This window comes from Thalassotalea hakodatensis, from assembly GCF_030295995.1.
GTDB classification, from domain to species: domain Bacteria; phylum Pseudomonadota; class Gammaproteobacteria; order Enterobacterales; family Alteromonadaceae; genus Thalassotalea_C; species Thalassotalea_C hakodatensis.
The window spans coordinates 814,510-827,153 of record NZ_AP027365.1 but is presented as its reverse complement, the minus strand read 5'-3'; the positions used below and the strand labels follow the sequence as shown (position 1 = coordinate 827,153).

The 12,644-nt window shown below is 38.1% G+C and carries 9 protein-coding genes and 1 pseudogene; 3 read left to right on the top strand and 7 right to left on the bottom strand.

Annotated features, from left to right (window positions below; all coding sequences use genetic code 11):
* Nucleotide 1: 1 nt before the first annotated feature.
* Both QUE72_RS03515 and QUE72_RS03510 read right to left on the bottom strand, forming a co-directional pair.
* Nucleotides 2-1,153, bottom strand: a complete 1,152-nt coding sequence (locus tag QUE72_RS03515; RefSeq protein WP_074498314.1) for a PQQ-dependent sugar dehydrogenase — start codon at nucleotides 1,151-1,153, stop codon at nucleotides 2-4.
* 449 nt (nucleotides 1,154-1,602) lie between these two features.
* Complete coding sequence (locus QUE72_RS03510) at nucleotides 1,603-1,983, bottom strand: YacL family protein (protein ID WP_286271599.1); 381 nt, start codon at nucleotides 1,981-1,983, stop codon at nucleotides 1,603-1,605.
* Between the two features lie 307 nt (nucleotides 1,984-2,290).
* On the opposite strand from QUE72_RS03510, the gene QUE72_RS03505 reads away from it, so the two are divergent.
* Both QUE72_RS03505 and QUE72_RS03500 read left to right on the top strand, forming a co-directional pair.
* A complete protein-coding gene (locus QUE72_RS03505) occupies nucleotides 2,291-3,040 on the top strand; it encodes a hypothetical protein (RefSeq protein ID WP_286271598.1) in 750 nt (249 codons plus the stop codon).
* A 330-nt stretch (nucleotides 3,041-3,370) separates the two neighbouring features.
* Nucleotides 3,371-4,171, top strand: coding sequence for a CsgG/HfaB family protein (locus QUE72_RS03500; RefSeq protein ID WP_286271597.1), 801 nt, complete (start codon nucleotides 3,371-3,373; stop codon nucleotides 4,169-4,171).
* A gap of 72 nt (nucleotides 4,172-4,243) precedes the next feature.
* Here the strand turns inward: QUE72_RS03500 and QUE72_RS03495 are convergent, their stop codons facing one another.
* Complete coding sequence (locus tag QUE72_RS03495) at nucleotides 4,244-4,774, bottom strand: LysE family translocator (RefSeq protein ID WP_286272942.1); 531 nt, start codon at nucleotides 4,772-4,774, stop codon at nucleotides 4,244-4,246.
* Nucleotides 4,775-5,417: 643 nt separating this feature from the next.
* A pseudogene (locus QUE72_RS03490) lies at nucleotides 5,418-5,618 on the bottom strand (VF530 family protein); the annotation flags it as partial.
* A 349-nt stretch (nucleotides 5,619-5,967) separates the two neighbouring features.
* On the opposite strand from QUE72_RS03490, the gene QUE72_RS03485 reads away from it, so the two are divergent.
* A complete protein-coding gene (locus QUE72_RS03485) occupies nucleotides 5,968-8,763 on the top strand; it encodes a bifunctional aconitate hydratase 2/2-methylisocitrate dehydratase (RefSeq protein ID WP_286271593.1) in 2,796 nt (931 codons plus the stop codon).
* A 96-nt stretch (nucleotides 8,764-8,859) separates the two neighbouring features.
* Here QUE72_RS03485 and QUE72_RS03480 read toward each other — a convergent pair whose 3' ends face one another.
* The 3 genes from QUE72_RS03480 to aceF all read right to left on the bottom strand — a co-directional run bounded on the left by QUE72_RS03480 (nucleotide 8,860) and on the right by aceF (nucleotide 12,634).
* Nucleotides 8,860-9,189 carry a hypothetical protein gene (locus QUE72_RS03480; protein WP_074498307.1) on the bottom strand — a complete coding sequence of 110 codons (330 nt, stop codon included), beginning with the start codon at nucleotides 9,187-9,189 and terminating at the stop codon, nucleotides 8,860-8,862.
* 133 nt (nucleotides 9,190-9,322) lie between these two features.
* Nucleotides 9,323-10,753 carry a dihydrolipoyl dehydrogenase gene (lpdA, locus tag QUE72_RS03475; protein WP_074498306.1) on the bottom strand — a complete coding sequence of 477 codons (1,431 nt, stop codon included), beginning with the start codon at nucleotides 10,751-10,753 and terminating at the stop codon, nucleotides 9,323-9,325.
* Between the two features lie 198 nt (nucleotides 10,754-10,951).
* Nucleotides 10,952-12,634 (bottom strand): dihydrolipoyllysine-residue acetyltransferase, encoded by a 1,683-nt coding sequence (gene aceF, locus QUE72_RS03470; RefSeq protein ID WP_286271591.1) that lies wholly within the window; start codon nucleotides 12,632-12,634, stop codon nucleotides 10,952-10,954.
* Nucleotides 12,635-12,644: the final 10 nt, after the last annotated feature.

The following is a 12,644-nucleotide window of genomic DNA, read 5'->3' as shown; positions in this document are numbered from 1 at the left end:
CTTATTCCGTTTTTGATGCGACAATTTTATGAACACCTTCACCATCTAAGCCGATATAAATATTTCCATCATGACCTTGAAGCAGACTTCTAACTCGTCCTACACCTTTTAATAATTGATATTGGCTAATACTTTGTTGTTCATTCATCTCAATAGCGACAATATACCCAAACTTCATCGAACCTAATAATAGCTTCCCTTTTAAACGAGGAAAAACATCTGTGGACACATGAATAAAGGCAGAAGGTGCTATTGACGGCTTCCAGTATAATTTCGGTTGAACCATTCCTTCCTTTTCGGTCAATTGTGTAAAAATAGTGCCATTGTAATTAACGCCATGACTAACAACAGGCCAACCATAATTACCACCTTTTTCGATTAAATTTAGTTCATCACCCCCTCGAGGTCCATGTTCATGCGACCAGAGCTGTTGAGTATCATATCGGTAAACTAACCCTTGAGGGTTCCTATGACCATAACTATAAACGGCAGCCTTTGCCTTGCTATTGCTTACAAAAGGATTATCTTCAGGCACCTGCCCATCAAGATGTAAGCGGAGGATTTTTCCTGCATCACGAGTTAAATCTTGCGGATTTTCATCACGAGCGCCACGATCTCCAATTGAAAAATACACATAACCGTGAGCATCAAAGGCAATTCTACTACCATAATGTTGGCCACGAGTTGTGTTCTCTGTTGCTTTATAAAGCACCTCCACATCAACAAGTGCTTGCTTATTTGCTGACAATTTAGCACGAGCTAATGCGGTATGACTTCCTTCAGGCTTACCAGCCGGACTTGCATAAGTAAAATAAAGCCAAGGGTGTTTTTGATAATTTGGATGTAAAGCAATATCAAGTAAACCTCCTTGCCCATTTGCATCAATAGGAGGCAACCCAGATATGGTATGTTTTTTACCTGTTGAAGGAACAACAAGATATAAGGTTCCACTGCGTTCTGTTACTAACAGTTCGCCACTTGGCAATTGCACCATACCCCAAGGAACATTAATATCATTTGTGACAAGTTCCGTCGTAAATTTTTCAGCATAGGTTTGAGTATCAAGCGGGTGTGAATCTAAAGCATAGCTTTGCTGAGAAAGTAAGATAACAATCAATAAAAACTGACGCTTTAATATTGTTTTTAAAAACATTAAAAGATGACCTCCTGCATTGGCATAATTGCCTATATGCTGATTATAGTATTCACACCGTTTTAAACAGTACCCATTAAACGCTTCAACTTTATTTGAATACTTTAAAAAACATAGCAAAATCTGCGGATATTATCTCATGATTGCTAAAATCCACAGGTTAATTAATCGTAAGACATGAGAATATAAGATGAACAGTATTACCACTATTGTCAAATAGTTACATTTATTTCTCTTTCAGGTTCAACACTATAATGTTGACAACGAAGGTTGAAATGATAAATAAAACAGAAAAGGCAAGGAATGTATCATCACGATTTACAGTTCAACATACGCTTAAATCGCAGTATATAGCTGAATACCACACTCACGTACAACACATTTTTTGTTAACTTATTGTTATTGTGATGACAATATCATTAAATAAAATGAGATAATTCAATTTGATTTTAGTTAGTTTTGATAAACTGCTCCCAAGACAATAATATATAGCGTAAATCATCAACGCCGCAACTCACTCCTTCTTGAAAGTCAAACTGTAACGCATCAACCGCTAGTTCATCTGGCATAATTACTTCACCATTAAGCATCACGTTCGTGTTTACCTCGGCATCTTGGCTGTTCAGCGTTAGTGTGTATTCACTCCCCATAAACATTAATTCTTGTTCTTTGCCTTGCTCAATACGTTTGATTGCACTTAATATATTTGATAATTTATCAACATCACTGCCAATTTCAGTTTCTAGCCAAGGCCCTAATAATTGGTGGTCTAAAGAAAAGTTGGCTTTCGCCTGTCCTGTAATAGGATCATGAATAAAATCGTATTCCATCGCTTTCTCACGCGGTGAATGAGTAATATAAGTATAGAGGAAAAACGTCTTTAACGCGCTACTATCATATGTAATTACTACATGAAAAGCTGGTTATTGAACGTTTTCTTGACACAGAAATGCCATTTTAGTTTTCAATGAATATCAACTAAAAATAAGCACGTTATTAACATCATCAGCCCTATATAGTTTTTTAGATTATTATCACTGACTTAAAACACAGAAAACTAAAAAATTCATTATTATCTGGAACTAAGACTCAACAAGGGGGTCTATCGTTACAGTGTAATTAACGATAATGTAAATAGTGTTAAAAGGAATTTATCCAGCTTTATTATTCTCCATAGCTATTCACCTGATTTTATTATGGGTGGTTAGTCAAGCAAAGGTGAGTATTGATAAAACCATTGACCAAGTAAAACCAATAAAAAGTTATTTATATCGACGACCACAAGTAAAAGAAACGCCGTTAAAGCCTTCTGAGCAACCTGCTAAAAGTGCTCAAATAAAAAAAGATAATAAACGCGTAACCGAAACTACTAAAAAACGTGTTGCTGATGTATCTGTTACACCTAAAGCCGATATTCCAACCTCTACACCTGTTAAACAAGAAAAAAGTCAATCTTTGCCAGCGATAGCTAGTAACCCAGATAAGATGCTTGAAAAGAAAAAGGTCCTGGAGTCCCCTTTAAGCACAAAAACATTTAGTGCCATAGAAGCAATCAATGAAAAGCGTGATCAAGCAATGTTCGAAAACCTTACACGACTAAGGGACGGTCAAGCAAAAGGATCAATCTTTAATCCTAAGCCGGCACTGGTTCCTCACTCAACCGTAACGATTGATGAGTCTGAAAAACGTAAAATGGCTACTCAGCAGCTCGGCTCAGGTATTAACATAATTAAAGGTGAAAATGGCACTTGCTATGTAGATCGTGATTTATCATTCATTGGCATGGAAGGGTTAACATCACGAGAGAGTTTTGCTTGTGGTTTGTCTGAATTCGATAAAGCGTTTAAAGCGCACATGAAAAAACTCAAAAATAAAATAGGCAAATAAGCATTTCTAGCCAACATAACAGTAACAATACTCACTTATTTTCCACTGGTGTACGTAGGTAACGTTTAAAACCCCTCGAATTTTTATGTTTTTAGTCGCGATTCTTTGGCTAACCATACAAGCTGTGCCTTTATTCGTTTAGTTATAAACAGATAGCTTCTCGTCTAATAGCTGAGTACATTTTATCACCTGAAATTACTGATTATGTTAAAAAATGACTAGCGACAAAATAGCAATTAACGCTAATATACATACAGTTTTTTAAGAGATTTACTTGGTTTTTATCATAGTATTCTCTTGAGTATTTGGATGTAAATGAATGGAGTTGTTATGAAAAAAGCCTTAAATACAATAATGTTTTCTCTAGCCTTTGGTATTGGTTTATCTGGATGTATGAGTACTAGCCCTTCTATGGGGGGGTCATCAGGTAATACTGTTTCAGGTGGTGCTGCTGGCGGTGAATCGTCAGGACAAAATAGTAGCTTAGAAAACTGTACACAAACACTAGGGACTTTGTCTGTTTTTGAAGATACGCATCAAGATTGGTGGGGCTACTATAAACGTCATTATCCAAATCTAGGTAGCACGCTTCCTGTGCTACGTACTATGATCCAACAATCAAATTGTTTTGTTTTAGTAGAACGTGGTAAAGCAATGGCTGCGGTAAACAAAGAACGTGAGCTAATGAACTCTGGCGAATTACGCAGTAATAGTAACTTTGGTAAAGGCCAAATGGTAGCAGCTGATTATACCATGCAACCTTCTATTCAGTTTAGTGAAAAAGGTACAGGCGGCTTAGGTGGTCTAGTTGGCGGTATTGGCGGCTTACTTATTGGTGGAGCTAAAAGTAACGAAGCAGCCACTACATTATTATTAGTTGATAACCGCTCAGGTGTACAAGTATCGTCTTCTGTCGGTAATGCGAAAAACTGGGACTTTAAAGCATTTGGTCTAGGTTTCTTTGGCGCCCTAGTTGGTGCTGGTGGTTACAGTGATACACCAGAAGGTAAAGTCATTACCGCAGCATTCGCCGATTCATATAATCATATGGTTAAGGCATTGCGTAACTACAAAGCGCAACAAGTTGAAGGTGGTCTAGGGAAAGGTGGAAAACTTACCGTCGGTGGGTAAACCTTTCTATCAATGTCTTGCACTTTCTGTGATTAAACTACACAGAAAGTGCAAATACGCCACACTGAATAGCTAAATGACTATCGTTGATTCAATCATAGGCACAATAGACAACACTAAAATCAGTGCCATAAAGCGATTAAACCAAGTAATGAATGTAGGCTTTTTTAGCACCGTTTGTAATCCAGATCCCATACTTAGCCAAAATAATGAGCAAGGTAAACCAAAAACTAAATATGCTGCTGCAATATAGAACACTTCCGTATTTTCGCTACTTGCGGATGAAGTGAAAGCAATAATAGCGCTAACCGCCATCACCCAAGCTTTTGGGTTAACCCACTGAAACGTAGCTGCTTGCATAAAGGTAAAAGGCCGCTTCTTCTCTTTAGCAGTAAACTCTACAGGTAGGGTGGCTATTTTATAGGCTAAAAATAATAAGTATAAGATCCCGATGATTTTAATCATTAAGTATATATTTGGAAATTGCCTAAACAACGTAACCAAACCAAAGCCTACCGCTATGACCATAATTGGAAAGCCAATATTAATACCTAGCACATGAGCAAGGCTCTTACGGAACCCATGATTTACACCAGAGGTAATACCATTCCGTCTAAGAAAGTGCTCGCTTAGCGAGAATTAAAAGGTTTAGAAGCAAGGCATTGATTGCAAAGAATAGTTATTCTATTGTTAAAATCAATAACGTAGCATAAAAGCCTTTAAAACTCGCCCTTTGGGAACTCATGGACAACATGATAACCTCACAAAATTTGCTTGATGTAGAATAACTATATCTACACATATTTTGTTTGTTCTAATATCGTCCATGCAGTTCTAAGTGTTCACTTCTTTAGATGGATTGGTATTCATAACATCACATTATTCGGCCCTGGCGTTCCAGAAGATGACAGAATAAAAAGTACAAGCGCGAGTAATTCCATTACAGGTTCCAGCGATGGTTCATAATTTATGATGCATACAATAAACCAATACCTAGAAACCTAACATATACACTTATTTAAAAATAAAACCTATACAGTTTATGTTTATTAAGCAACTAAATGATTTGTTATTGATTTTAATAATGACATTACATGGATATGGCCTATTAGAAAACGCAGGAGATCGTTCTCCTGAATAACCATTCTCTGTAATCAATGCCTTATCTCTAGCCTTTAAACTCTCGCTAAGTGATTAACTTCTAATGCGTATTGGTATTAGGCCAACTAAAACCATGAAAGACTTTTAAATACATTGCTTCAACTTTAGCTCTCGCCCATGGTGTTCTGCGAAGAAATTTCAAGCTAGATTTAATAGAAGGATCATGATTAAAGCATCGTACATCAACGTTTTCTCCCATCGCTTTCCAGCCAATTTTTGCTTCTAATTCTCTTAAAATGGCTTCAAGTGTTTTGCCATGTAATGGGTTATTCGTTTGATGATTCATGAAATTCTCTTAAAAAGTTTCGTCACTTACCTGAGTAAGTATTATAACACTGTATATCAGACTACGAATACGCACAAAATTAAGTAACCTTACCTTGCTAAAAGCATGGTTAACTGATCTAAATCTAAGCGATTTATTAAGGTAGCTTAATTATAAAGCAGGGCTAGCTGTATTGTTTTGTGGATAATACAACCATTATAACTAAGGTTTCTATTAACTATAAATATGATGAATGGCGTTTATTGCCGCAAGGGATTCGAAGTAAGGCAAAAATCAGGTAAACTATAGGCAATTAATTGTCTGCTGATTTTAAGTTATTGGCAAATTAAAAAGCTAAAGAGAGTATTAAATGAGTCTTTATTTAGAATATATCAAAGAAATTGAAAGCCGTAAGGCCGATTTAGGTCTAGCGCCTAAGCCTATCGATAGTGCAGAGTTATTATCAGAAATCATCGCACAAATTAAAGATCAAAACCATGAGCACCGTGAAGATTCATTAAACTTCTTCATTTACAATACATTGCCAGGCACAACTAGCGCTGCTGGTGTAAAAGCAAAATTCTTAAAAGAGATTATTCTCGGCCAAGAATCTGTAGCCGAAATTACACCGGAATTTGCATTCGAACTACTTTCTCATATGAAAGGTGGCCCTTCAATTGAAGTATTACTTGATCTAGCATTAAGTGACGATACAACTGTTTCAACACCTGCTGCAGAAGTATTAAAAACCCAAGTATTCCTCTATGAAGCAGACACTTCACGTTTACAAGTTGCTTACAAAAAAGGTAACACGGTAGCAAAAGACATTTTAGAAAGTTACGCCAAAGCGGAGTATTTCACAAAACTGCCTGATGTTGACGAAAAAATTGAAGTTGTAACCTATATCGCTGGTGAAGGTGATATCTCAACAGATTTACTTTCTCCTGGTCACCAAGCGCATTCTCGTGCTGACCGTGAATTACACGGCAAATGTATGATCACACCTCAAGCGCAAGATGAAATTAAAGCATTACAGGCTAAACACCCTAATGCAAAAGTTATGCTTATTGCCGAAAAAGGTACGATGGGTGTTGGTTCGTCACGTATGTCAGGCGTGAACAACGTGGCACTTTGGGCAGGCGAGCAAGCTTCTCCTTACGTTCCATTCATTAATATCGCACCTGTTGTTGCCGGTACTAACGGTATAGCGCCTATTTTCTTAACAACAGTTGATGTAACGGGTGGTATTGGCCTTGATCTTAAAAACTGGGTGAAAAAAGTAGATGCAAACGGCAATACGGTTACCGACGCTAATGGTGACCCAATTTTAGAAGAAGCATACTCAGTTGCAACTGGCACTGTATTAACTATCGATACAAAAGCCAAGAAGCTTTACAAAGGTGATGAAGAGTTAGTTGATGTATCTTCTGCGTTTACTCCACAAAAAATGGAATTCATGAAAGCAGGTGGTTCTTATGCGGTGACCTTTGGTAAAAAGCTTCAAACACTTGCTGCTGCAACATTAGGTATTGATGTACCACAAGTTTACGCACCATCAAAAGAGATTTCACACGAAGGCCAAGGCTTAACAGCCGTAGAAAAAATCTTTAACCGCAATGCAGTAGGTGTGATATCTGATACACCACTTCATGCTGGCTCTAATGTTCGTGTTAAAGTGAATATTGTTGGTTCTCAAGATACAACAGGGCCAATGACCTGTCAGGAACTAGAAGCAATGGCCGCTTCTACAATTTCACCGTTAGTCGATGGTGCATACCAGTCTGGTTGTCACACAGCATCTGTATGGGATAGTAAAGCACAAGCAAACATTCCTAAGTTAATGAGCTTTATGAATAACTTTGGCCTTATTACCGCGCGTGATCCAAAAGGTGTTTATCATGCAATGACGGATGTTATCCATAAAGTATTAAATGACATTACGATAGATGATCGCGCCATTATTATTGGCGGTGATTCACATACGCGTATGTCTAAAGGTGTCGCATTTGGTGCTGATTCAGGTACCGTTGCTATCGCACTTGCTACTGGTGAGTCGGCAATGCCAATTCCTGATTCTGTTAAAGTAGTCTTTAAAGGTAAAATGAAGTCGCACATGGACTTCCGTGATGTTGTTCACGCTACGCAAGCACAGATGCTTAAACAATTTGGTGGAGAAAACGTATTCCAAGGTCGTATTATTGAAGTACACATTGGCACTCTTATGGCTGACCAAGCGTTTACGTTTACTGATTGGACGGCAGAGATGAAAGCGAAAGCTTCTATCTGTATCTCAAACAATGAAACCCTAATTCAATCAATTGAGCTTGCGAAAAGCCGCATCCAAATCATGATCAACAAGGGTATGGAAAATGAAGCGGGTATGTTAGCAGGCTTAATGGCGCTAGCAGACAAGCGTATTGAAGAAATTAAAACAGGCGCTCAACCTGCTCTATCACCAGATGATAATGCAAAATACTATGCCGAAGTTACTGTCGATTTAGATGCGATTTCTGAGCCGATGATTGCTGACCCTGATGTAAACAACGAAGACGTATCTAAGCGCTACACACATGATGTTATTCGCCCTGTTTCATACTACAAAAACAAGTCTGTCGATTTAGGATTTGTTGGTTCTTGTATGGTGCACAAAGGAGACATGCAAATCATTGCACAAATGTTACGTAATCTTGAAAAGAAAAATGGCTCTATTGAATTTAAAGCGCCATTAGTTGTTGCGCCACCAACTTATAACATTGTTGATGAATTAAAAGCAGAAGGTGATTGGGAGGTATTAGAAAAATACTCTGGTTTTGTTTTTGACGATAACAAACCAAAAGGTGAAGCACGTACTAAATATGACAATATTCTTTATCTTGAGCGCCCAGGCTGTAACTTATGCATGGGTAACCAAGAAAAGGCTGAACCAGGTGATACTGTAATTGCTACATCAACACGTTTGTTCCAAGGCCGTGTAGTAGCAGATACAACTGAGAAAAAGGGTGAATCACTTCTTGGTTCAACACCACTTGTAGTTCTTTCTACGGTATTGGGTCGCTTCCCAACAATGGACGAGTACACTGCTGCTGTTGAAGGCATCGATTTAACGAACTTTGAACCACCAACAGAAGAAATGAGTACTAAGTACATTCCTGTTAAAGCGGTTTAGTGCATTATTAAACTGAAAAGGGTTGCTAAATAGCAACCCTTTTTTATGATTTACATTAATCAATGATAATTAATACCAAAGTACATACAGCAAAGACTATTTTGACGGACACTCAACATTTGCAGCTAAGGAAGGAAGGATATAGTTTGGGTGTGCAAGGCGATCATCATATTCTTCTACACCTCTTAAAATTTCAATTTTAAAGCCATAAGATTTACATACATCTAAAGATTTTCTAACCAGAAAAGTTGCTAAACGATTAAAAGGAACCTTCTCTTGTGCACGAACAACAATATTAAGTCGTCCATCATCTAAGGTCGTTTGTTCAAAATGAACGCCATGATCAAAGTCAAACTGACTATTCGACTGACTGCTTGCGCAACCCGCCAGCGTTATTAACAAACTGATCATAAAGTATTTAACCATACGTATTCACACCTTAATTTATAAAAATAACCTAATAAAGAATAGCAAAAAGCCAGCGAATTCGCTGGCTTTTATTATTGTACTAGATAATACGTCTATTAATACAAAGCGCTAATCTATATACTTTTATTTGTTATTTCTTTTTCTTAACTGCTTTCGGGTTAGGTAAGTCAGTAATTGAACCTTCGAAAATTTCAGCTGCAAGGCCAATTGATTCATTTAACGTTGGGTGAGCATGTATGGTTAAACCCACATCTTCTGCATCAGCGCCCATTTCAACCGCTAAACAAATTTCACCTAGCATTTCACCCGCATTAATACCGACAATAGCACCACCAAGTACACGACCTGTTTCTTTTTCAAAGATCATTTTGGTTTTACCTTCAGTACGTGCTGAAGCAATAGCGCGACCAGAAGCGGCCCACGGAAAGTTAGCTGTTTCAATGTTTAAACCTTGCTCTTTCGCTTCACGCTCTGTAACACCAACCCACGCCATTTCAGGATCAGTATAAGCGATTGAAGGAATACAACGTGGATCAAATACGTGCTTTTTACCTGCAATAACTTCAGCAGCAACATGTGCTTCATGAACTGCTTTATGTGCAAGCATTGGTTGACCAACTACATCACCTATAGCAAAAATGTTATTTACATTAGTACGTAACTCATTTGATACATTGATAAAGCCACGCTCATCAACATTTACACCTGCTTTATCAGCAGCAACTAAATGACCGTTTGGCTTACGACCAACTGCCACTAAAATTTTATCATAACGTACTTGTTTTTCAGGCGCATTCTTACCTTCAAACGTTACGTACAAACCATCATCTTTCGCGTCTACAGCAACAACTTTTGTTGAAAGCATGATGTTGAATTTCTTTTTATTGTACTTAGTGTAAACCTGAACAATGTCTTTATCTGCTGCTGGTACTAATTGATCGGCAAATTCAACGACAGATACATTAGAGCCCAGTGCTTTATATACTGTACCCATCTCTAAGCCGATAATACCGCCACCAAGTACAAGTAATTCTTCCGGAACATCTTCAAGCTCTAGTGCACCTGTTGAATCAATAACACGTGGGTCATCATTTGGAATAAACGGTAAATCAATTACTGAAGAACCACAGGCAATAATCGCGTTATCAAAATTAATGGTGGTTTTACCATCGGCACCTTCAACTTCAATTGCTTTGTCTGACGTAAATTTACCAAAGCCTGTTACGGTTTTAACTTTACGTGCTTTAGACATTCCGCCTAAACCACCAGTTAATTGACCAATTACGTCTTCTTTCCAACTACGAATTTTATCTAAATCAATTTCTGGTTTACCAAAGGTAACGCCGTGCGAAGCCATTGCTGCTGCGTCATCGATTACTTTTGCAACATGAAGTAATGCTTTTGAAGGAATACACCCTACATTCAAACATACACCACCTAATGTTTCACGGCTTTCAACTAATACGACATCTAGGCCTAAATCAGCAGCACGGAATGCCGCTGAGTAACCGCCAGGACCTGCACCTAAAACTACTACTTGAGTTTTAATTTCGTTACTCATGCTAACCTCAATTAACTTGTTGTTTAGTCACTTGCCACTTATAAAAATTAAAGCCACAAGTATTTATTCATTTGATTTTTCTGGCTCGAAGTTTACTCAAACTCGAGGTAAATCGCCATCTTTTATCTAACTTTCTAAGACCAAAGTAGCAGAAAGTAATCAACATTATTGCTGATTACTTTCTTTTTTACTTTTTCATTACAATATAAGTTTGCGAATATCACTCATTATCGATGCTAAATGAACTGTGAAACGTGCTGCTAAAGCGCCATCTATTACACGATGATCATAAGACATCGAAAGCGGTAACATTAGCTTCGGTTCAAAGTCTTTACCATTCCACTTTGGTTTCATTTCAGATTTTGACACACCTAAAATAGCAACTTCAGGTGCATTAACGATTGGGGTAAATGCCGTACCACCAATACCACCTAAACTTGAAATGGTAAAACAACCACCTTGCATGTCAGCAGCCTTCAGTTTACCTTCACGTGCTTTAACACTAATTTCCAGTAACTCTTTTGAAAGTTCGTAGATACCTTTTTTATCAACATCACGCACTACAGGCACAACCAAACCGTTTGGCGTATCAACGGCAACACCAATGTGAATGTACTTTTTCAAAATTAAGCTTTCGCCATCTTCACTTAAACTCGCGTTAAAGGTCGGGAACGCTTTCAATGCGTCTGCTGCAGCTTTCATGATAAAAACAAGCGGGGTAATTTTAAACCCTAACTTTTGCTTTTCACAAACCACATTTTGTTCTTTACGGAACGCTTCAACATTCGTGATATCAGCTTCGTCAAATTGAGTAACATGTGGAATCGTTACCCAGTTCTTGTGTAAAAACGGCCCTGATATTTTTTGAATGCGTGACAGTTCTTTCGTTTCAATTTCACCAAACTTAGAAAAATCAACCGGCTTACTTGCAACAACTTGCAAGCCACCGGAACCACTAGCGACAGCATTTGAACCAGTGGCTTTAGGGCGCGACAATTCATATTTCACATAAGATTGAACATCTTCTTTTAAAATACGATCTTTTCGGCCAGTACCTTTAACTAAGGTTAAGTCAACACCAAACTCACGCGCTAAACGACGAATTGACGGCGATGCATATACTTTACCAGTAGATTTAAACTCACCCGCTGAAGGGTGATGAGGTACAGGTGCTGCTTTTTTCTTACCTTCGGATTTTGGTTCAGTTGGTTTTTCATCTGCAGGTTCAGATGCTTTTGGTTCTTCTATTGCTGCAGGTGCACCACTGTTGGTTTCAAGCTTCACAACAAGTGCACCTTTACCTACTTTATCACCAACACTAATACTAACTTCTTTAACAATACCAGCATGTGACGAAGGCACGTCCATCGTTGCTTTATCTGTTTCTAGTGTGATCAAGCCGTCTTCTTCTTGAACTTCATCGCCAACGGAAACAAGAACATCGATAACATCAACTTCGCCATCTTCACCGATATCAGGTACTACAACATCAACAACTTCGCTACCACCAGATGACGGTTTAGACTCTGACTTAGCCTCTTTTTCAGGTTCAGATTCAGAACTAGCATCATCCTCAGCTTTTTCTTCCGGTTCAGCGTTATCTTCTTCTTGCGCGGCTTCATCATCAGATGCGTCACTATCGCCTGCGACTTTTAACTCACCTATTACATCACCTTCTTTAATTTTGTCACCAACACTGACACTAAGTGATGTTAACTCGCCTGCCATCGGTGCAGGTATATCCATTGACGCCTTATCGGTTTCAACAGTAACAATACCTTCATCAGCTTCTATTGAGTCACCTTCAGCAACACAGATCTCAATGATTTCAACTTCTTCGCCGCCTACATCTGGGACTAGAATTTTTTGAACATCAGACATAATCTTCTCC

What these genes read in the sequence shown, in the direction of transcription:
- QUE72_RS03515 (WP_074498314.1), bottom strand. Translation starts at nt 1,153, where the DNA reads ATGTTTTTAAAAACAATATTAAAGCGTCAGTTTTTATTGATTGTTATC.
- QUE72_RS03500 (WP_286271597.1), top strand. Translation starts at nt 3,371, where the DNA reads ATGAAAAAAGCCTTAAATACAATAATGTTTTCTCTAGCCTTTGGTATT.
- aceF (WP_286271591.1), bottom strand. Translation starts at nt 12,634, where the DNA reads ATGTCTGATGTTCAAAAAATTCTAGTCCCAGATGTAGGCGGCGAAGAA.
- QUE72_RS03480 (WP_074498307.1), bottom strand. Translation starts at nt 9,189, where the DNA reads ATGGTTAAATACTTTATGATCAGTTTGTTAATAACGCTGGCGGGTTGC.
- QUE72_RS03510 (WP_286271599.1), bottom strand. Translation starts at nt 1,983, where the DNA reads ATGGAATACGATTTTATTCATGATCCTATTACAGGACAGGCGAAAGCC.
- QUE72_RS03485 (WP_286271593.1), top strand. Translation starts at nt 5,968, where the DNA reads ATGAGTCTTTATTTAGAATATATCAAAGAAATTGAAAGCCGTAAGGCC.
- lpdA (WP_074498306.1), bottom strand. Translation starts at nt 10,753, where the DNA reads ATGAGTAACGAAATTAAAACTCAAGTAGTAGTTTTAGGTGCAGGTCCT.